21 protein-coding genes are annotated in these 19,411 nt (G+C 66.0%); 20 read left to right on the forward strand and 1 reads right to left on the reverse strand.

The genetic code is table 11. The features are described 5' to 3' along the window. Nucleotides 1-74: 74 nt before the first annotated feature. On the reverse strand, nt 75-845 hold the full coding sequence (locus tag J4E58_RS02805) for a ParA family protein (RefSeq protein ID WP_007926828.1): 771 nt from the start codon (nt 843-845) through the stop codon (nt 75-77). A gap of 334 nt (nt 846-1,179) precedes the next feature. Between J4E58_RS02805 and J4E58_RS02810 the strand changes: the two genes are divergently transcribed. From J4E58_RS02810 to J4E58_RS02905, 20 genes are all read left to right on the forward strand, one after another. Beyond that, a complete protein-coding gene (locus J4E58_RS02810; protein ID WP_087089817.1) occupies nt 1,180-1,911 on the forward strand; it encodes a beta-ketoacyl synthase chain length factor in 732 nt (243 codons plus the stop codon). Further along, entirely contained in the window at nt 1,887-2,702 is an 816-nt protein-coding gene (locus J4E58_RS02815; protein ID WP_087089814.1) for a 1-acyl-sn-glycerol-3-phosphate acyltransferase, read from the forward strand. Before J4E58_RS02810 ends, J4E58_RS02815 begins: the two co-directional genes overlap by 25 nt. Then, nucleotides 2,677-2,937, forward strand: coding sequence for a phosphopantetheine-binding protein (locus J4E58_RS02820; RefSeq protein WP_007926834.1), 261 nt, complete (start codon nt 2,677-2,679; stop codon nt 2,935-2,937). The genes J4E58_RS02815 and J4E58_RS02820 overlap by 26 nt, the downstream gene beginning before the upstream one ends. A 9-nt stretch (nt 2,938-2,946) precedes the next feature. Continuing rightward, on the forward strand, nt 2,947-3,201 hold the full coding sequence (locus tag J4E58_RS02825) for an acyl carrier protein (RefSeq protein WP_007926835.1): 255 nt from the start codon (nt 2,947-2,949) through the stop codon (nt 3,199-3,201). Next, a complete protein-coding gene (locus tag J4E58_RS02830) occupies nt 3,198-3,743 on the forward strand; it encodes a hypothetical protein (RefSeq protein ID WP_007926837.1) in 546 nt (181 codons plus the stop codon). Before J4E58_RS02825 ends, J4E58_RS02830 begins: the two co-directional genes overlap by 4 nt. Beyond that, nucleotides 3,740-5,419 carry an acyl-CoA synthetase family protein gene (locus tag J4E58_RS02835; RefSeq protein ID WP_087089812.1) on the forward strand — a complete coding sequence of 560 codons (1,680 nt, stop codon included), beginning with the start codon at nt 3,740-3,742 and terminating at the stop codon, nt 5,417-5,419. Before J4E58_RS02830 ends, J4E58_RS02835 begins: the two co-directional genes overlap by 4 nt. Nucleotides 5,420-5,517: 98 nt before the next feature. Then, complete coding sequence (locus tag J4E58_RS02840) at nt 5,518-6,252, forward strand: glycosyltransferase family 2 protein (RefSeq protein WP_087089810.1); 735 nt, start codon at nt 5,518-5,520, stop codon at nt 6,250-6,252. After that, nucleotides 6,249-7,202 (forward strand): glycosyl transferase, encoded by a 954-nt coding sequence (locus J4E58_RS02845; RefSeq protein ID WP_009041845.1) that lies wholly within the window; start codon nt 6,249-6,251, stop codon nt 7,200-7,202. The genes J4E58_RS02840 and J4E58_RS02845 overlap by 4 nt, the downstream gene beginning before the upstream one ends. After that, nucleotides 7,183-8,727, forward strand: a complete 1,545-nt coding sequence (gene hutH / locus J4E58_RS02850) for a histidine ammonia-lyase (protein ID WP_087089808.1) — start codon at nt 7,183-7,185, stop codon at nt 8,725-8,727. Before J4E58_RS02845 ends, hutH begins: the two co-directional genes overlap by 20 nt. Further along, the gene (locus tag J4E58_RS02855) at nt 8,720-9,145 is read left to right on the forward strand and encodes a thioesterase family protein (protein WP_087089806.1); all 426 of its coding nucleotides are present in this window, start codon (nt 8,720-8,722) and stop codon (nt 9,143-9,145) included. The genes hutH and J4E58_RS02855 overlap by 8 nt, the downstream gene beginning before the upstream one ends. Continuing rightward, nucleotides 9,142-9,834 carry an outer membrane lipoprotein carrier protein LolA gene (locus J4E58_RS02860; protein WP_087089804.1) on the forward strand — a complete coding sequence of 231 codons (693 nt, stop codon included), beginning with the start codon at nt 9,142-9,144 and terminating at the stop codon, nt 9,832-9,834. Before J4E58_RS02855 ends, J4E58_RS02860 begins: the two co-directional genes overlap by 4 nt. Further along, nucleotides 9,818-12,157, forward strand: coding sequence for an MMPL family transporter (locus tag J4E58_RS02865; protein WP_087089802.1), 2,340 nt, complete (start codon nt 9,818-9,820; stop codon nt 12,155-12,157). The genes J4E58_RS02860 and J4E58_RS02865 overlap by 17 nt, the downstream gene beginning before the upstream one ends. Continuing rightward, nucleotides 12,154-13,329 (forward strand): sodium:proton antiporter, encoded by a 1,176-nt coding sequence (locus J4E58_RS02870; RefSeq protein ID WP_087089800.1) that lies wholly within the window; start codon nt 12,154-12,156, stop codon nt 13,327-13,329. The genes J4E58_RS02865 and J4E58_RS02870 overlap by 4 nt, the downstream gene beginning before the upstream one ends. Then, on the forward strand, nt 13,316-14,563 hold the full coding sequence (locus J4E58_RS02875) for an NAD(P)/FAD-dependent oxidoreductase (RefSeq protein ID WP_087089797.1): 1,248 nt from the start codon (nt 13,316-13,318) through the stop codon (nt 14,561-14,563). The genes J4E58_RS02870 and J4E58_RS02875 overlap by 14 nt, the downstream gene beginning before the upstream one ends. After that, entirely contained in the window at nt 14,560-15,306 is a 747-nt protein-coding gene (locus J4E58_RS02880; protein WP_087089795.1) for a class I SAM-dependent methyltransferase, read from the forward strand. The genes J4E58_RS02875 and J4E58_RS02880 overlap by 4 nt, the downstream gene beginning before the upstream one ends. Continuing rightward, complete coding sequence (locus tag J4E58_RS02885) at nt 15,303-15,788, forward strand: DUF3261 domain-containing protein (RefSeq protein ID WP_007925820.1); 486 nt, start codon at nt 15,303-15,305, stop codon at nt 15,786-15,788. Before J4E58_RS02880 ends, J4E58_RS02885 begins: the two co-directional genes overlap by 4 nt. Next, entirely contained in the window at nt 15,785-16,981 is a 1,197-nt protein-coding gene (locus J4E58_RS02890; protein WP_087089793.1) for a beta-ketoacyl-[acyl-carrier-protein] synthase family protein, read from the forward strand. The genes J4E58_RS02885 and J4E58_RS02890 overlap by 4 nt, the downstream gene beginning before the upstream one ends. Further along, nucleotides 16,978-17,451, forward strand: a complete 474-nt coding sequence (locus J4E58_RS02895; protein ID WP_087089791.1) for a hotdog family protein — start codon at nt 16,978-16,980, stop codon at nt 17,449-17,451. The genes J4E58_RS02890 and J4E58_RS02895 overlap by 4 nt, the downstream gene beginning before the upstream one ends. Beyond that, on the forward strand, nt 17,448-18,176 hold the full coding sequence (gene fabG / locus J4E58_RS02900; RefSeq protein ID WP_007925825.1) for a 3-oxoacyl-ACP reductase FabG: 729 nt from the start codon (nt 17,448-17,450) through the stop codon (nt 18,174-18,176). Before J4E58_RS02895 ends, fabG begins: the two co-directional genes overlap by 4 nt. Then, nucleotides 18,176-19,405: a beta-ketoacyl-ACP synthase gene (locus J4E58_RS02905; RefSeq protein WP_007925827.1), complete on the forward strand. Its 1,230-nt coding sequence runs from the start codon at nt 18,176-18,178 to the stop codon at nt 19,403-19,405. Before fabG ends, J4E58_RS02905 begins: the two co-directional genes overlap by 1 nt. The last annotated feature ends 6 nt before the right edge of the window (nt 19,406-19,411 follow it).

The raw sequence follows: 19,411 nt of genomic DNA on the forward strand, positions 1-19,411 counted from the left end.
ACGGTCTGACAGCCGACGACGATGTTGAATGTCAGATACTCATCGCGGGCAGGCCCCGCTCCTACGGAAGAAGGTCAGGCGCTTTCCAGCAGGTTGTGCAGGTCGACGAACTGCTGGGTCAGCTTGTGCCGGGGGTCGAGGTGGATCAGCGGCAGGCTGGCCTGGTGGGATTCGCGCATGCGCACCGAACTGGCCAGGTACACCGGCAATACCGGCAGGCCCTCGGCGATCAGCTCATCAAGCATTTGCTGGGGCAGGCTGGCGCGGGCCTGGAACTGGTTGACCACGATACCCTCTACCTGCAAATCCTCGTTATGGTCGTCCTTGAGTTCTTCGATTTCCGCCAGCAGGCCGTACAGCGCCTGGCGGGAAAAGCTGTCGCAGTCGAAGGGAATCAATACGCGATCGGCGGCAATCAGCGCCGAAACCGCATAGAAGTTCAAGGCCGGCGGGGTGTCCAGGTAGATCCGGTCGTAGTCCTCGGCCAACTCGTCCAGCAGTTTGCGCAGCTTGTTGATCTTGTGCTTCGCCTCAAGCTTGGGCTGCAGATCCGCCAACTCGGCGGTGGCCGTCACCACATGCAGGTTGTCGAACGGCGTTTCGTAGATATCGACCTGATTCTTCTTCGAGAACGGTCCGGAAGACAGGGTCTGCTTGAAGAAGTCGGCGATCCCCATGGGGATGTCGTCGCCGGTCAGGCCGGTGAGGTATTGAGTGGAGTTGGCCTGGGCATCCAGGTCCACCAGCAGTGTGCGATACCCCTCGCTGGCGCTTACGGCCGCCAGATTGCAGGCAATGCTCGACTTGCCGACTCCCCCTTTCTGATTGAACACCACGCGCCGCATGTCAGAACCTCCCTGCATCAAAGATCACCGAGTGTAGTAGCCAGTACCGCCGCTTCGCTACCTCGCTGACGGCGGACCGCCAAACCAGTTCCAGTGGCCAGAATCAGCCTAGACTTTCTTGTAAAGCCCCCGCGCTCCCGACCTGTACCATTCGATAATGGCCAAATGACACTTTTGTGCTGTCGAGCGGGTCATTTTCACTGAGCGAAACATAACCAATGTTTGCTACAAGCCAGTCACACCGGGATAATGCGCGCCACTCGGCTGTAGCTCCGTGGCAGGTGAGTCTGCGATCGAAACGCCTGACCACGTCAAGTAAGCCCGCAGGGGCGGGATGATTTTTCAAGTGATCAACTTCAACATCGCCCAATGGCGCGCGTGGGCCCCTGGGCTCGAAAGCGTGGACGATTGGCAGGCCTGGAGCCGACAACCGGTCGTGCTCCAGAGCAGTGATGCGGCCCCGGACGTGTCGTTTCTACCGGCCATGCAGCGCCGGCGCCTCAGCCGCCTGGCCCGCATGGCCTTCAGCGTGGGCTGGCCGCTGGCCGAAGGCCTGGAACAGCTACCGTTGGTCTTTATTTCCCGGCATGGCGAAACGCCGCGCACCTTCGACATCCTCAGCGACCTGGCGGCCGACCAGCCGTTGTCCCCGACCCAGTTCAGCCTCTCGGTGCACAACGCGGTGATCGGCCTGTGGTCGATCATGCGTGGCGAAACCAGCGAAATGACCGCCCTCGCCGCCGCCGGCGACGGCCTCGAACACGGCATGCTAGAGGCCGCGGCGCTGCTTGAGGAAGGCGCCCCGGCGGTGCTGCTGGTGGTCACCGAAGAGCAGCCGCCCGCCGCCTATGCCACCTGGATCGACGATGTGCCCTTCCCCTATGCGGTCGGCCTGTTGCTGACCCCCGGCAAAGAGTGGCAACTGACGCTCGGCACCGCCACCGAGGGAGCGCCGCGCGCCGAGTGGCCCCATGCCCTGAATCTCTTGCGTACCCTGCTCGGCGAGCAGACCTCCTGCCAACATGCCTGGAAGAACCGTGTATGGAACTGGCAACGCAACCTGTAAATACAAAGCCCCGCGACGCCTACTACTGGCGCCTGGTCGCCACCGCAGCAAGCTTTGCCTTGTTCGGCCTGGGCGGCCTGTGCCTGCGCCTGGTGATTTTCCCGCTGCTCGCCTGCCTGTCCGGCGACGCCGAAGCACACCGCCAGCGCGCGCGTCGCACCATCGGCCGGCTGTTCTGGCTGTTCATCCGTTTCATGGCCCGCAGCGGCGTGCTGACCTATGAAGTCGAAGGCGCACAAAAGCTCGGCCGCCCCGGACAAATGATCATCGCCAACCACCCGTCGCTGATCGACGTGGTCTTTCTCATCGGCCTGGTGCGCAACGCCAACTGTGTGGTCAAGCAGAGCCTGTGGCAGAACCCGTTCACTCGCGGCCCGATACGCGAAGCCGAATACATCAGCAACGACGGCAGCATGGACATGCTCGACGCCGCCGGCGAAGCCCTGCGCAACGGCCAGACCCTGGTGATCTTCCCCGAGGGCACCCGAACCCCGCCGGGCCAGGCGCCGGCCTTTCATCGGGGGGGCGCGGCAATCGCCTTGCGGGGTGCGAGAATCATCACCCCGGTGGTGATCAAGGTCAGCCCGACCACCCTGACCAAGGCCGAACCCTGGTATCGCATCCCGATGCGCCGCGTGCACTTCAGTTTTCGCGTCGGAGCCGATATAGACCCGTATGCCTTTGCCGCCCAAGGCCCCGCACCGCAGGCCTCGCGCAAGCTCAACGATTATTTGCATCACTACTTCATTAAGGAGCTCGCCGAAGATGAGCGATCTGCACCAGGAAATTAAAATGCTGATCATCGACGCCCTGGGCCTCGAAGACATCAGCGTGCAAGACATCGGCAACGAGCAGACGCTCTTCGGTGAAGGCCTGGGCCTGGACTCGGTCGACGCCCTGGAGCTGGGCCTGGCGATCCAGAAACGCTACGGCATCAAGATCGACGCCGACGCCAAGGACACCCGCAATCACTTCACCAACGTGGCGAGCCTTGCGGCGTTCGTCACTGCAAAACAGGCAGCTTGAGACCGGACCATGCAAACTCGTGACGACATCTTCAACACCCTGCGTGATGCCCTGGTGGAACTCTTCGAACTGGAACCGGAACGCGTAAGCCTGGAATCCAACCTGTATCAAGACCTGGAAATCGACAGCATCGACGCCGTCGACCTGATCGATCACATCAAGCGCAAGACCGGCAAGAAAATCGCCGCCGAGGAATTCAAGTCGGTGCGTACCGTCAATGACGTGGTCGAGGCGGTATACCGTCTGGTCCAGCCGGCCGCATGAGCCGGCTGATCGGCCTTGGCCTGCTGCTGGCGGGCCTGTTGTATCCCTTTGCGGTGTATTTCGGCATGGAGCATTTCGCGCCATGGCAGTTCGGCCTGTTGCTCGGCGGCCTGTGGCTGGCCCGGGCCCTGACCGGCGAACGGCGTCCCGGCAGCCTGTGGATGGCGGGCGCCGCCCTGGCCTTCTGCCTGCTACTGGCGCTGTTCGATAACCCGTTGTTACTGCGCTGGTACCCGGTGCTGATCAGCGGCTTCATGCTCACGCTGTTCGGCCTGAGCCTGAAATACGGCCCGCCGGTGGCTGAACGCCTGGCCCGCCTCAGCGAGCCTGCGCTGCCGGAAAAGGCGATTCGCTATACCCGCCAGGTGACTGTCGCCTGGAGTGTGTTTTTCCTCTGTAACGGATTGCTCGCCGCGGCCCTGACCCTATGGGCGCCGCTGAGCTGGTGGACGTTGTACAACGGCCTGATCTCCTACGGGTTGATGGGTTTGCTGTTTGCCATTGAATGGCTGTTACGACAACGCGTACGAGGCCGCGCATGAATTGGATAAAGCTTGAGCAGCTGCTGCTCAAGTCGCTGCCGGAACGGGCCGTCACGGTCGAACCGGCACTCGATCACAGCCACCTGCGGCACCAGGCCCTGAACCTGGCCGCGGGCTTGCAGGCCAGGGGCGTACAGCGCCTGGCCCTGCACCTGGAAGATGCCGCCGAACTGGCCATCGCCCTGCTCGGCGCCTGGCGCGCCGGGGTCAGCGTACTGCTGCCCGCCGACCTGCAACCGCAGACCCGGCAACGCTGGGCGACCCAGGTCGATCTGTGGCTGACCGACCAGCCGGGCGATGCCCACTTGGCCGACTTCGACTCGCCACCATTGCCCGCCGCCGAACTCGATCTCGACGGCTGCCGCCTGAGCCTGTGTACCTCCGGCTCCAGCGGCGAACCCAAGCGCATCGACAAATCCCTGCGCCAGCTGGCCAACGAAGTCGAGGCCCTGGAGCAACTGTGGGGCGAGGGATTGGGCCAGGCCTGCATCATCGGCAGCGTCGCCACCCAACATATCTACGGCCTGCTGTTCCGTGTGCTCTGGCCGCTCTGCGCCGGGCGCACCTTCGTGCGTCGGCAACTGCCGTTCCCGGAAGACCTGCAGCGCGCCAGCCGCGAACACCCGGCCTTTGCCTGGGTCGCCAGCCCGGCATTGCTCAAGCGCATGGGCGACAACCTCGACTGGCCGGCCCTGAGCCCGGTGCGCCGGGTGTTTTCCTCCGGCGGCGCACTGCCTGCCGACGCCGCGCAAGGCCTGCACCAGCGTCTTGGACAATGGCCAACGGAGATCCTCGGCAGCTCGGAAACCGGCGGCATCGCCTGGCGCCAGGGCGACAGCCTGTGGCAAGCCTTCGCCGGAGTCGAGCTGAGCCAGGACAGCGACGGCGCCTTGCTGATCGCTTCGCCCTACCTGCCGGCCGGGCATATCGAACACACCGCCGATGCCGCGCGCATCGCCGCCGATGGGCGTTTCGAGCTGCTCGGGCGCCTGGACCGGATCGTCAAGCTGGAAGAAAAACGTATTTCCCTGCCGATGCTGGAACAGGCCCTGGCCGAGCATGCCTGGGTCGCCGAAGCGCGCCTTGGGGTGGTCCGGGAAAACCGCGCTTCCCTCGGCGCGCTGCTGGTCCTCAGCGAACAAGGCCTGCACGCCTTGCGCAATCAGGGTCGTCGGGCCCTCACGCAAGCGCTGCGCCAGCACCTGAGCCAGCATTGCGAGGCCCTGGCGCTCCCGCGCCGCTGGCGCCTGCTGCGCCAGTTGCCCCTGAACAGTCAGGGCAAGCTGCCCCAGGCCGACATCGAAGCCCTGCTGCTGGCCCCGCGCCCACGGGCGCCGGAAGTGCTGGAACAGCTCGAGGCCGACGGCGAATGGAGCCTGCAACTGGCGATCCCACCGGACCTGGCCTACTTCAGTGGCCACTTCCCCCAGACCCCGGTGCTGCCGGGCGTGGTCCAGGTGGACTGGGCATTGGCCCTGGGCCAGCAGTTGCTCGATCTGCCGGGGCGCTTTGCCGGCATGGAAGTACTGAAGTTCCAGCAACTGGTGCGCCCCGGCGACCAGGTGCAATTGCACCTGCGCTTCGATCATGAGCGCGGCAAACTCTACTTCGCCTATCGCAATGACAGCGCCGCCTGCTCCAGCGGCCGCATCCTGCTGGAGAACGCCTGTGGATAAGTTATTGAGCCCAGGCAAGCGCAGCCCCCAGCGGCTTCTTGTAGCCGCTGCCGAAGGCTGCGATCGGCCGCGCAGTGGATGCCTGGGAGGCAACCCCCATGCATAACCCCTGCGCCGTGATCCCGGTCTACAACCATGAAGCCGCCGTGCCGACGGTGGTCGAGGCCCTGCTCGCCAGCGGCCTGCCCTGCGTGCTGGTGGACGACGCCAGCAGCCCGGCCTGCGCCGCCGTGCTGGAACAGCTGGCCGAGCGCGAACAGGTGTTCCTGGTCAAGCTCGCGGTCAACCAGGGCAAGGGCGGCGCGGTCATGGCCGGGCTGCGCGAAGCCTCGCGCCTGGGTTTCAGCCACGCCCTGCAAGTGGACGCCGACGGCCAGCACGACCTGCGCGATGTGGATAACTTTATCGCCACCTCCCGCACCCACCCCGAAGCGCTGGTCTGCGGTTATCCACAGTACGACGCCAGCGTGCCCAAGGGCCGTTTTTACGCGCGCTACCTGACCCACGTCTGGGTCTGGATCAATACCCTGTCGTTGCAGATCCCCGACTCCATGTGCGGCTTCCGGGTCTACCCCCTGCCGCCCGTCCTGGCGCTGATCGACTCGGTGAAGATCGGCCAGCGCATGGATTTCGACACCGATATCCTGGTGCGCCTGTCCTGGCGCAACCAGCCGATGCGCTGGTTGCCGACCCAGGTCCGTTACCCGGCGGATGGCCTGTCGCACTTTCGCCTGTTCCACGACAACCTGCTGATTTCCAGCATGCACGCCCGGCTGTTCTTCGGCATGTTGCTGCGCGCGCCGCTGATCCTCTGGCGACGGTGGCAAGCATGACGGCGCTACACGACAAGCAGGACAAGCAACATTGGGCCGAGCACAAAGAGCGCGGCAGCTTCTGGCTGATGAAACTCACCGCCTTCGGCGTGCGCGTGCTCGGCCGCCGGGTGTTGAGCCCGGTGCTGTACATCATCGTGTTCTATTTCTTCCTGTTCGGCCGCGGTGCCCGCCGCAGCGCCTGGTTGTACCAGCAGCGCCTGGCCGACTGGAGCGGCAAGGCCGAACTGCGTCCCAGCCACTGGCGGGTATTCGGCCAGTTCATGGCATTCGCCGACTCCCTGCTGGACAAGCTCGACGTGTGGAACGGCAAGCTGCGCCTGGAACAGATCGAGATCGTCGACCCGGCCCGGCTGCGCGACCAGTTGCGCGGCACCCGCGGACAGATGCTGGTGGGCGCGCACCTGGGCAACCTGGAAGTCTGCCGCGCCCTGGCCGAGCTGGGCGAAAAGGTCACCATGAACGTGCTGGTGCACACCAAGCACGCCGAGCGTTTCAATCGCCTGCTGGGCGAGGCCGGGGCCACCAACCTGCGGCTGGTCCAGGTCAGCGAGCTGGATCCGGCGGTCATGCTGCAACTGAGCCAGCGCCTGGATCGCGGCGAATGGCTGGCGATTGCCGGCGACCGTGTACCGCTGCATGGCGGGCGCAACGTGCGGGTGGATTTCCTCGGCCATCCGGCCCCTTTCCCACAAGGGCCGTGGCTGCTGGCGGGCCTGCTGAAATGCCCGGTCAACCTGCTGCTGTGCCTGAAGAACAATGGCCGCTATCGAGTGTTCCTCGAACCCTTCACCGAGGCCGTGGCGTGGAAGCGCAGCGACCGCGAACAGGTCATCGCCCAGTGGACTGCCCGCTACGCCGAGCGCCTGGGCCAGTACTGCCTCGAAGCGCCCCAACAATGGTTCAACTTTTACCCTTTCTGGAAGACCGATGACGACGCATCCGCTTGAGCCGGTAACCTTCGGCGAACTCCCTTTGCGCATCGAAGACGTGCTGGCCCTGGCCAACCGTCAGGCGCCGACCCGACTGCAAGGCGACAGCGCATTCCGCCAGCGCATCGCCAAGGGCGCGCAATTCCTCGATTCGCTGCTGGACAAGGAAGGCGTGATCTACGGCGTGACCACCGGCTACGGCGACTCCTGTGTGGTCGCGGTGCCGCTGCAGCACGTCGAGGCGCTGCCCCGTCATCTGTACACCTTCCACGGTTGTGGCCTGGGCAAGCTGCTGGACGCGCAAGCCACCCGCGCGGTACTGGCGGCGCGCTTGCAGTCGCTGTGCCATGGCGTGTCCGGAGTGCGCGTGGAACTGCTGGAGCGCCTGCAGGCGTTCCTCGAACACGACATCCTGCCGCTGATCCCCGAAGAGGGCTCGGTGGGCGCCAGCGGCGACCTGACGCCGTTGTCCTACGTGGCCGCGACCCTGTCCGGCGAGCGTGAGGTGATGTTCCGCGGCGAGCGCCGGACCTCGGCCGAGGTGCACCGCGAGCTGGGCTGGGAGCCGCTGGTGCTGCGCCCGAAAGAAGCCCTGGCGCTGATGAACGGCACCGCGGTGATGACCGGCCTGGCCTGCCTGGCCTTCGCCCGCGCCGACTACCTGCTGCGACTGGCCACGCGCATCACCGCGCTGAACGTGGTCGCCCTGCAGGGCAACCCGGAGCACTTCGACGAGCGCCTGTTCGCCGCCAAGCCGCACCCGGGGCAGATGCAAGTCGCCGCCTGGCTGCGCCAGGACCTGGCCATCGACGCGCCGACCGCGCCGTTGCACCGCCTGCAGGACCGCTACTCGCTGCGTTGCGCGCCCCATGTGCTGGGCGTGCTGGCCGACAGCCTGGGCTGGCTGCGCGGCTTCATCGAAACCGAGCTGAACAGCGCCAACGACAACCCGATCATCGACGCCGAAGCCGAACGCGTGCTGCACGGCGGGCACTTCTACGGCGGGCATATCGCCTTCGCCATGGACAGCCTGAAGAACCTGGTGGCCAACGTCGCCGACCTGCTGGACCGCCAGCTCGCGCTGCTGGTGGACGAGCGCTACAACCACGGCCTGCCGAGCAACCTGTCCGGCGCCCCGGCGGACCGCGCCATGATCAACCACGGCTTCAAGGCGGTGCAGATCGGCACCAGCGCCTGGACCGCCGAAGCGCTGAAAAACACCATGCCGGCCAGCGTGTTCTCGCGCTCCACCGAATGCCATAACCAGGACAAGGTGAGCATGGGCACCATCGCCGCCCGCGATGCGATCCGCGTGCTGGAGCTGACCGAACAGGTCGCCGCCGCTACCCTGCTGGCCGCCAACCAGGGCGTCTGGCTGCGTGGCCGGGCCGAGGATGCACGGCCATTGCCGCCGGCCCTGGCCGCCATGCACCAAGAGCTGGCCAAGGACTTCCCGCCGGTGATCGAGGACCGCGCCCTGGAAGGCGAACTGCGCCTGTGCCTGCAACGCATTGCCGAGCAACACTGGAGGCTGCATGCGTAGTCGGGGCGTGCTGCACGCGGACACTGAGATCCAGGTGCCGTTTTTCGACGTCGACACCATGCATGTGGTCTGGCACGGGCATTACGTGAAGTACCTGGAAGTGGCGCGCTGCGCCCTGCTCGACAAGCTCGGCCACAACTACCAGCAGATGCGCGATTCCGGCTACGCCTGGCCGGTGATCGACCTGCAACTGCGTTATGTGCGCGGCGCGGTGTTCGGGCAGAAGCTCAATGTCCGCGCCAGCCTGGTGGAGTGGGAAAACCGCCTGAAGATCAACTACCTGATCAGCGACCTGGAAACCGGCGAACGCCTGACCCGCGCCAGCTCGGTGCAGGTGGCGGTGGAGATCGCCAGCCGCGAGATGCAACTGGCCTCGCCCAAGGTGTTCACCGATGCCGTCGAGAGATCGCTGCCATGACGCGTCCACTTCCTGTAGGAGCGAGCTTGCTCGCGAAAATCGTCAATCATTACGCACGTTACCTGTCACCCCGCGGTGCTCTGCGTTCTTTCGCGAGCAAGCTCGCTCCTACAGTGTTCGTGCTGTTGGGGATGCCGGGCCTGGCCAATGCCTTCGACCTGCAACAGCTCAGCGACCAGCTGGCCAAGCCCGAGGTGATCCACGGCAGCTTCGTCCAGGAGAAACACCTGCGCGCCCTGCCCCAACCGCTGACCAGCAGGGGCAGCTTCGTCCTGGCGAAAAACCATGGCCTGCTGTGGCTGCTGAAAACACCGCTGCAACAGGACTACCGCATCACCGGCCAAGGCATCGCCCGCCGGGACGGCAGCGGCTGGCAAATGTTGCCGAACAAGAGCGCCGGGGCCGAACAGAACCGCCTGTTCCTCGCCGTGCTGCAAGGCGACAGCAGCGGCCTGCAACGGGACTTCGAGCTGGCCCTGGCCGGCGACGCCAAGGCCTGGAAACTGACCCTGACCCCACGTTCGCTGCTGCTCAAGCAGGTGTTCAACCAGATCAACATCGACGGTGGCGAACTGGTGCAGCGCATCGAGCTGCTGGAAACCCAGGGCGACAGCACCGTGCTGAAAATGCACGACAGCATCAGCAACCAGCCTTTGAGCGACGCGGAGCAACATGACTTTGCCGAGTGAACGCTGGTGGCCGCGGCTGTTCCTGCTCCTGCTGGTGGCCGTGCTGGCCCTGGCCGGCTGGCAATGGCGTCATGGCGCGCCGCTGTCGGCCAACCTCATGGAGCTGGTGCCGGGCACCGACCCCGATGCCCTGGAGCTCAAGGCCGAGCAGCGCATGCAGGAGCCGCTGAACCGCGAAATGCTGGTGCTGGTGGGTCACGCCGAGCGCCAGCAGGCCATCGCCATGGCCCAGCGCCTGGGTGAGCAATGGCAGGCCAGCGGGCTGTTCGAGAAGGTCCAGTGGAACCTGCAGGCCGACCTGCCGGCGCTGCGCACGCAATTGCTGCAAGGGCGCCTGGCAATGCTTGGCGCCGCCGACCGCCAGCAGTTGATCGAGCACCCCGACGCCTTTATCCAGCAACGCGTCCAGGCGCTGTTCGACCCCTTCAGCAGTTTCAGCCTGGTCCCGAGCCAGGACGACTGGCTGGGCCTGACCGGACGCATCCAGAACAGCCAGCCGCAACGTGGCTCGGTACAACTGGACATCGGCAGCGGCACCCTGGTCGCCGAGGCCGACGGCAAGAACTGGGTGCTGCTGCGGGCGCGCACCACCGGCAACGCCTTCGACATGCAACTGCCGCTGCAGGTGGCGACCCTGCTCCAGCACAGCCGCGAACAGGCCGCCGAGGCCGACGTCCAGTTGCTGGCCGCCAGCGGCCTGCTCTACGCCGCCAACGGCCAGCAACAGGCCTCCCGCGAGATCACCTGGGTCGGCGGCGGTGCTACCGTCGGCATCCTCCTGCTGCTGTTGCTGGCCTTCCGGCGCTGGCGGGTGTTGCTGGCGTTCGTGCCGGTGCTGGTGGGCATGCTGTTCGGCGCGGTGGCCTGCGTCGCCCTCTTCGGCCATATGCACGTGATGACCCTGGTGCTGGGCTCGAGCCTGATCGGCGTCGCCGTCGACTACCCGCTGCACTACCTGTCCAAGAGCTGGAGCCTGCGTCCCTGGCACAGCTGGCCGGCGCTGCGCCTGACCCTGCCAGGGCTGAGCCTGAGCCTGGCCACCAGTTGCATCGGCTACCTGGCATTGGCCTGGACACCGTTCCCGGCCCTGACCCAGATCGCCGTGTTCTCCGCCGCCGGGCTGCTGGGTGCTTACCTGAGCGCGGTGTGCCTGTTGCCGGCGCTGCTGCGCGGCGTCGAGCTGCAACCGGCGCAATGGCCGCTGCGCGTGGCCGAGTGGCTGCTGAACCTGCGCACCCAGTTGCTCAAGCGCGTGTCCAGCCCCTGGCTGCTGGCGCTGGTGATCGCCTTCTGCGCCGGCGGCCTGTGGCAGCTCGAGAGCAAAAACGATATCCGCCAGTGGATCGGCGCGCCGCCACAACTGCAGAGCGAAGCCCAGGCCATCGCGCGGATCACCGGCTACCAGCCCACCAGCCAGTTCTTCCTGGTGCGCGGCGCCGATCAGCCACAGCTGTTCGAACGCCTCGGCGCCCTGAGCGAGCGCCTGGAGCAACTGGTCAACCTGGAGAAACTCCAGGGCTACCTGTCGCTCAACCAGCTGGTGAGCCTGCCCAGCGAGCAACAGCGCCTGCGCCAGGCCCTGGACGCGCTGCCGCGACACTGGCAGCCGCTGCTGGATCTCGGAGTCCCGGTGGCGGCCCTGAACGCGGAACTCGCGCAATTGCGCGCGCTGCCCAGCGAAGACATCGACGCGGCCCTGCAAGGCCCGCTGGCCGAGCCTTACCGCACCCTGTGGCTAGGCCCCACCGATAACGGCGTGGCGGCGATGGTCAGCCTGCAGGGGCTGAACAACCCGCAGTTGCTGCGGATACAGGCGCAGGATCTGCCGGGGGTACAACTGGTAGACCGCCTGGGCGACCTGAACCAAGTGTTCGCCGCCACCCAGGTCAGCGCCGCCGAGCTCAAGCTCGCTTCCTGCGGGCTGATCGTCTTGCTGCTGATCCTGCCGTTCGGCCTCGGCGGCGCCCTGCGCCTGGTCGCCCTGCCGCTGCTGGCGGCCCTGTGCAGCCTCGCCAGCCTGGGCTGGCTGGGGCAACCGCTGACCCTGTTCAGCCTGTTCGGCCTGTTGCTGGTGACCGCCATCAGCGTCGACTACGCCATCCTCATGCGTGAACAGGTCGGCGGGGCCGCCGTGAGCCTGCTCGGCACCTTACTTGCAGCGCTGACCACCTGGCTGTCGTTCGGCCTGCTGGCGATTTCCAGCACCCCGGCGGTCAGCAACTTCGGCTTGTCGGTGAGCCTGGGCCTGGCCTTCAGTTTTATCCTGGCGCCCTGGGCCGGTCGCCAGCGCCATCGCCAGCCCGTTACGGAGCCCGTCCTGTGATGACCTCCCTGTTCTGGCTCATGGCGCTGCTGCTGTTCGCGCTCGCCACCCGTATCGGCAGCCGTTTTGGCCTGATCCCGATCGTCAGCCAGTTGCTGCTGGCGACCTTCGGCCTGCCGCTGCTGATGCTGTTCTGGATCGAACCGCACTGGCAGCTGAGTGGCGCCCAACTGGTCTCGCCGACCTGGCTGAAGAACCTCTACGGCTTGAGTTTCGCCCTGCTGCTGGGGCATATCCTCAGCGACGTGATCGACCTGCGCCTGGACCGCCAGAGCCTGAAGATCGCCCTGCCGAGCTTCGCCATTCCCTTCGCCTGCGGCCTGGCCACGGCGGTCTGGCTGTTGCCGGCGCAACCCTGGCTGAGCTCCCTGGCGGTCGGCCTGCTGTTCGCCATTACTGCGATTCCGGTGCTGTACCTGTACCTGCGGCACATCGACTACCCGCCACTGGCCACCCGGCGCCTGGTACAGACCGCGATCCTCATCGACCTCAGTTGCTGGACCCTGTTCGGCATCGCCCAGGGCAGCCTGCACCTGAGCAGCCTGCTGCTACCACTGGCCGCAGCCTGCCTGCCGCTGCTCCTGCGCGGCCTCGGCCTGCGCCAGCCGCTGCTGCACAGCCTGGGTTTCTTCGGCCTGCTGGTGGTGGCCGAGCACTACAAGCTCAACGCGCTGATTTTCGGCATCGGCTACCTGCTGTGCATGGCCGCCCTCAAGGTGCCGCTGGTGCTGCCGTTAAAGGCAGCCTGGATGAGCCGTTTGCAGACCTTTATCGCCATCCCGCTGATCCTTACGTTCGGCATCGTGCAGATCAACGTGCACAGCGCCATGGACAGCCTCGGCTGGGTGCAGCTGGGGGCCTTGCTGCTGTTGCCGATTGCCAGCAAGCTGCTCGGCAACTGGCTCGGCCTGGGCTGGGCCGGCGCCTCCTTCAAGGGCGCCAGCCGCTGGCGGGAAAGCCTGCTGCTGAACATTCGCGGGCTGAGCGAGATCGTCTTTCTCAACCTGCTGCTGCAACAACAGCTGATCAGCCCGGCGCTGTACTTCGCGCTGATGCTCATGGGCCTGATCGCCACCCTGATGCCGGCCCTGGCCGGGCTGCACCGAACACCTTTGGTCCCTTTGAACCCGAACATCGCCGAACCGGCAAGGAGCCCCAGTGCCAACAGTTGAAATGGAACGCCGCCAGATTGTGGTGATCGGCGCTGGCCCATCGGGCGCCATTGCCGCCGCACTGCTCAAGGGCAAAGGCCACGACGTGCTGATCGTCGAGCGCCAGCATTTCCCACGGTTTTCGATCGGTGAAAGCCTGCTGTCCCACTGCCTGGATTTCGTCGAAGAGGCCGGCATGCTCGAGGCGGTCAAGGCTGCGGGCTTCCAACTGAAGAACGGCGCCGCGTTCGCCTGGGGCGAGCGCTACAGCGCCTTCGACTTCGGCGACACCTTCAGCGAGGGCAAGCCCACCACCTTTCAGGTGCAACGCGCCGACTTCGACAAGCTGCTGGCCGATCAGGCCGCCCTGCAAGGCGTTGAACTGCGTTATGGCGAGGCCATCGTCAGCGCCGACTTCAACCTGGCCAGGCCGCAGCTGCAGGTGCTGCGCGAAGACGGCAGCGAATACCGCGTGGAAGCGGACTTCGTCCTCGACGCCAGTGGCTACGGCCGCGTGCTGCCACGTCTGCTGGACCTGGAGGCGCCCTCGAACTTCCCGGTCCGCCAGGCGGTGTTCACCCACATTGAAGACCGTATCGACAGCCCGGCCTTTGAGCGGGAAAAGATCCTCATCACCACTCACCCCAGCAAACGCGATGTGTGGTTCTGGACCATCCCGTTCAGCAACGGCCGCTGCTCGGTCGGCGTGGTGGCGGCCAAGGAGCATTTCGACGGCCGTGGCGACGACCTGGACCAGTGCCTGCGCGGTTTCATCGAGGAAACCCCGAGCCTGGCCAAGGTCCTGCACAACGCCGTCTGGGACACCCCGGCGCGGGCCATCGGCGGCTACTCGGCCAACGTCAAGACCCTGCACGGCCCGGGCTTCGCGCTGCTGGGCAACGCCGCGGAATTCCTCGACCCGGTGTTCTCCTCCGGCGTGACCATCGCCATGCGTTCGGCGAGCATGGCCGCCGCCGTGCTGCATCGGCAGTTGCAGGGCGAAAGCGTGGATTGGGAAAGCGAATTCGCCACCCCCCTCAAGCGCGGCGTCGACACCTTCCGCTGCTACGTCGAAGGCTGGTACGCCGGCACCTTCCAGGACGTGATCTACCACCCGGGCAGCTCGCCGGAAATTCGCCGGATGATCAGTTCGATCCTCGCCGGTTATGCCTGGGACGAACGCAACCCGTTCGTCAGCGAACCCAAGCGCCGGCTGCGCATGCTCTCGGAAATCTGCGCCATGGAGGCTCCATGAGCGACGCCCAGCCGCAGTACCTGAGCGCCAGCTACGTCGAGGAAACCCGCTTCGGCTTCTGGTTCCTGCGCAGCCATACCTGGCAGCACCATGTGCTGCGGGTGGCGATCAACGACCTGCGCCGCCTGTTCGACAACCAGCCGCCGAGCAACCCGGTGCTGCTGGATGCCGGCTGCGGCCAGGGCAAGTCGTTCCAGTACCTGCGCCAGGTGTTCGCCCCGCGGCGCCTGATCGGCCTGGACGCCGACCCGCACAGCCTCAGGCTCAGCAGCGAAGAAGCGGCGCGCCAGGGCTTGCAGGTCGAGCTGATCGGCAGCGACTGCGCGACCCTGGACGTGGCCGATGCCAGCGTCGACCTGCTGTTCTGCCACCAGACCTTTCACCACCTGGTGGAACAGGAAAAAGCCCTGGTCGAGTTCTATCGCGTGCTCAAGCCGGGCGGTTACCTGCTGTTCGCCGAATCCACCGAGGCCTACATCGACACCTGGGTAATCCGCTGGCTGTTCCGCCACCCGATGCACGTGCAGAAAAGCGCCGCGCAGTACCTGGAAATGATCCGCCGACAGGGTTTTGAGTTCACCCCGCGCAATGTGTCCTATCCCTATCTGTGGTGGAGCCGTGCCAAGGATTTCGGGCTACTCGAACGCTTCGGCCTGCGCCGCCCGAAACCCTTTGGCCAACGGGAAGAAACCCTGGTCAATGTGGTTGCCCGCAAACCCCTGCACGAAGGTGCCGCTGGATGATCCGTGCCCTGCTCGTCGGCTGCCTGCTGTTGCTGAGCGCCTGCGCCAGCCAGCCGCCGCTGCCCGAGAAAACCCCGAGCCTGGCCCTGCCGCTGCAACTGCACGTCGAGCGGCAACAGGCCGGGCAGCGCCAGGACTGGCTGCTGGTGATCCAGGCCGAAGGGCCGGGCATCCGTTGGTCGCTGATCGACCCGCTGGGCATTCCCCTGGCGCGCCAGCAACTGATCGCCGGTCGCTGGCAGGCCGACGGCCTGTTGCCGCCGAACCCGGAGGCCCGCGAACTGTTCGCCGCATTGCTGTTCGCCCTGACGCCCGCGGGCGAACTGCGAGATAATTATCCAGCCGCCCGGCAGCACGGCGCGCAGCGTGACCTCGTCCCGCACTGGCAGGTCCGCTATCGCCAGGCTCTGGATTTCCGTCTGGAGTTGCCTCGTGGCTTGCACTACCACATCAGCCCGCTGACCGCCGAGAACGCCTCATGACGGCCTACCTGAATGCCCTCGGGGTGATCTGTGCCCTTGGGCGCGACAAACAGCAAGTGGCCCGCAGCCTGTTTGCCGGCGACTGCTCCGGCATGCGCGCCGAAGCCGGCTGGGTGCCGGAGCGCAGCGTGCCCGTCGCCGCCGTCCAGGGGCCGCTGGCGAGCATTCCGCCGCCGCTGGGGCAGCAGGGCAGCCGCAACAACCAGCTGCTGCTGGAGGCCGCCCAGCAGATCCGTGGCGACATCGACCGGGCCATCGCCCGCTACGGCCACAGCCGCATCGGTATCGTCCTCGGCACCAGCACCTCGGGCATCGACGAAGCCAGCCGCGGCATTGCCCATTATCTGCGCGACCGGCACTTCCCGGCCGATTACGACTACCGGCAGCAGGAACTCGGCGCGCCGGCGAATTTTCTCGCCGACTGGCTCGACCTCAGTGGCCCGGCCTATGTGATTTCCACCGCCTGCACCTCCAGCGCCCGCGCCCTGATGAGCGCCCGCCGCCTGCTCGACCTGGGCCTGTGCGACGCGGTGCTGTGCGGTGGCGTCGACAGCCTGTGCAAGCTGACCCTCAACGGTTTCTCGGCCCTGGAGGCGGTGTCCGCGCAGCGCTGCAATCCGTTCTCGGTCAACCGCGACGGCATCAATATCGGCGAAGCCGCCGTGCTGTTCCTGATGAGTAAGGAAACCCTCGGCGCGCAATCGATCGCCTTGCTCGGCGGCGGCGCCAGCTCCGACGCGCACCATATTTCCGCCCCCGAACCCAGTGGCCGCGGCGCCCTGCAAGCCATGCAGAAGGCCTTGCACAACGCCGGCCTGCACGCCGCACAGATCGGCTACCTGAACCTGCATGGCACGGCCACCCAGCACAACGACGCCATGGAAAGCCTGGCGGTCGACCAGTTGTTCCCGGCCGGCGTGCCTTGCTCGTCGACCAAACCCATGAGCGGCCATACCCTGGGCGCCGCCGGGGCCCTGGAAGCGGCGTTCTGCTGGCTGAGCCTGTCCAGCGACAACGCCGCACATGCCCTGCCGCCCCATGTCTGGGACGCCCAGGCCGACCCGCAACTGCCGCCGCTGCATTGGGTCACCGCCACTACACGTCTGGAGCAGAACGCTCCGCGCTGCCTGATGAGCAACTCCTTTGCCTTCGGTGGCAACAACGTCAGCCTGATTATCGGAGATGCCCCATGATTGACTGGCCGCTCGCCGAACTGCTGCCCCACGCGGGCGACATGATCCTGATTGATCAGGTCCTGGGGTTCGATGAAGAGCAGATCCGCACCCGCCTCACCGTCAAGCCCGATGGCCTGTTCAACCGTGCCGACGGCAGCCTGCCGGCCTGGGTCGGCATCGAACTGATGGCCCAGAGCGTCGCCGCCTACGCCGGTTGCCATGCGCGCCAGAAAGGCCAGGCTGTCGAGCTGGGGTTCCTGCTCGGCACGCGCAAGTTCGAATGCAATGTGGAACACTTCCCCGCCGGCAGCGAACTGCAGATTCACGCCTTGCGCTCCCTGCAAGACGACAACGGCATGGGCATATTCGAATGCCACCTGAGTGCCCCCGGCATTCAGGCCGTCGCCCGCCTCAACGTGTTCTGTCCGCCACAGGCGGACAGCTACCTGAACGAATCACCCGCTTTATCAACAGGAGTCCAGCCATGACTGAATCCATATTGGTCACCGGCTCCAGCCGCGGTATCGGCCGTGCCATCGCCCTGCGCCTGGCCCAGGCCGGCTATGACCTGATCCTGCATTGCCGCAGTGGCCGCGGCGAAGCCGAGGCCGTGCAGGCCGAAGTCGAGGCCCTGGGGCGCCAGGCGCGCATCCTGCAATTCGATGTGACCGACCGCGCCAGCTGCAAGGCCGCTCTCGAAGCCGACGTGGAAGCACATGGCGCCTACTACGGCGTGGTGCTCAACGCCGGCCTGACCCGCGACGGCGCGTTCCCGGCCCTGAGCGAAGACGACTGGGACACCGTGCTGCGTACCAACCTCGACGGTTTCTATAACGTGCTGCACCCGCTGATCATGCCGATGATCCGGCGCCGCGCGGCCGGGCGCATCGTCTGCATCGCCTCGGTGTCCGGGCAGGTCGGCAACCGTGGCCAGGTCAACTACAGCGCTTCCAAGGCCGGCCTGATCGGCGCGGCCAAGGCCCTGGCCATCGAGCTGGGCAAACGCAAGATCACCGTCAACTGCGTGGCGCCAGGCTTGATCGACACCGCCATGCTCGACGAGAACGTGCCGGTGGACGAGCTGCTGAAGATGATCCCGGCCCAGCGCATGGGCACCCCGGAGGAAGTCGCCGGCGCGGTGAACTTCCTGATGTCCGCCGAGGCCGCCTACATCACCCGCCAGGTGCTGGCGGTCAACGGAGGCCTGGTCTGATGAAACGTGTGGTCGTCACCGGCATGGCCGGCATCACTTCGCTGGGCAGCGACTGGGACACCATCGTCGCCAACTTCGGCGCCAACCGCAGCGGCATTCGCCGGATGGACGAATGGGATCGCTTCAGCGAGCTCAATACCCGCCTGGCCGGCCCCGTGGACGACTTCAAGGTACCGGCGCACTGGACCCGCAAGCAGCTGCGCAGCATGGGCCGGGTGTCGCGGCTCGCGGTGGGGGCCGCCGAGCAAGCCCTGGCCGATGCCGGCCTGCTGGGCGACGAGTCGATCAAGGATGGGCGCATGGGCGTGGCCTGTGGCTCGTCCACCGGCAGCACCGACGAGATCAAGGCGTTCGGCAACATGTTGCTGAACTCGGTGGCCGAAGGCCTCAACGCCAACTCCTACGTGCGCATGATGCCGCACACCACCGCGGCCAATATCAGCATCTTCTTCGGCCTCACCGGCCGCCTGATCCCGACGTCCAGCGCCTGCACCAGCGGCAGCCAGGGCATCGGCTACGCCTATGAGGCGATCAAGTTCGGCCGCCTGCCGCTGATGCTCGCCGGCGGCGCCGAAGAGCTGTGCCCGACCGAAGCCATGGTGTTCGACGCGCTTTACGCCACCAGCCTGAAAAACGATGCCCCGCACACCAGCCCACGGCCCTACGACAGCGACCGCGACGGCCTGGTGATCGGCGAGGGCGGCGGCATGCTGGTGCTCGAAGAGCTGGAGCACGCCCTGGCCCGTGGCGCGCATATCCATGCCGAGATCGTCGGCTTCGGCAGCAACGCCGATGGCCAGCACACCACCCGTCCGGAGCAGGCCACCATGCGCCGGGCCATGGAGCTGGCCCTGGAAGACGCCGGCCTCGAGCCTTCGGCCATCGGTTACGTCAACGGCCACGGCACCGCTACAGAACAGGGCGACATTGCCGAAACACTGGCCACCAGCAGCCTGTTCGGCAGCCGGATGCCCATCAGTTCGCAGAAGAGTTTCCTCGGCCACACCCTGGGAGCCTGTGGCGCGCTGGAGTCCTGGTTCAGCATCGAAATGCTCAACCGCGACCTCTACGTGCACACCCTCAACCTCGACACGGTGGATCCGCGTTGCGGCGAGCTGGATTACCTGCGCGGCGAATTCCGGCAGATGAGCTGCGAATACGTGATGAACAACAACTTTGCCTTTGGCGGCGTCAACACTTCGCTGATTTTCCGCCGCTGGCCTCAATGACGTTAC

Source organism: Pseudomonas sp. FW305-25, from assembly GCF_017351415.1.
GTDB classification, from domain to species: Bacteria; Pseudomonadota; Gammaproteobacteria; order Pseudomonadales; family Pseudomonadaceae; genus Aquipseudomonas; species Aquipseudomonas chlororaphis.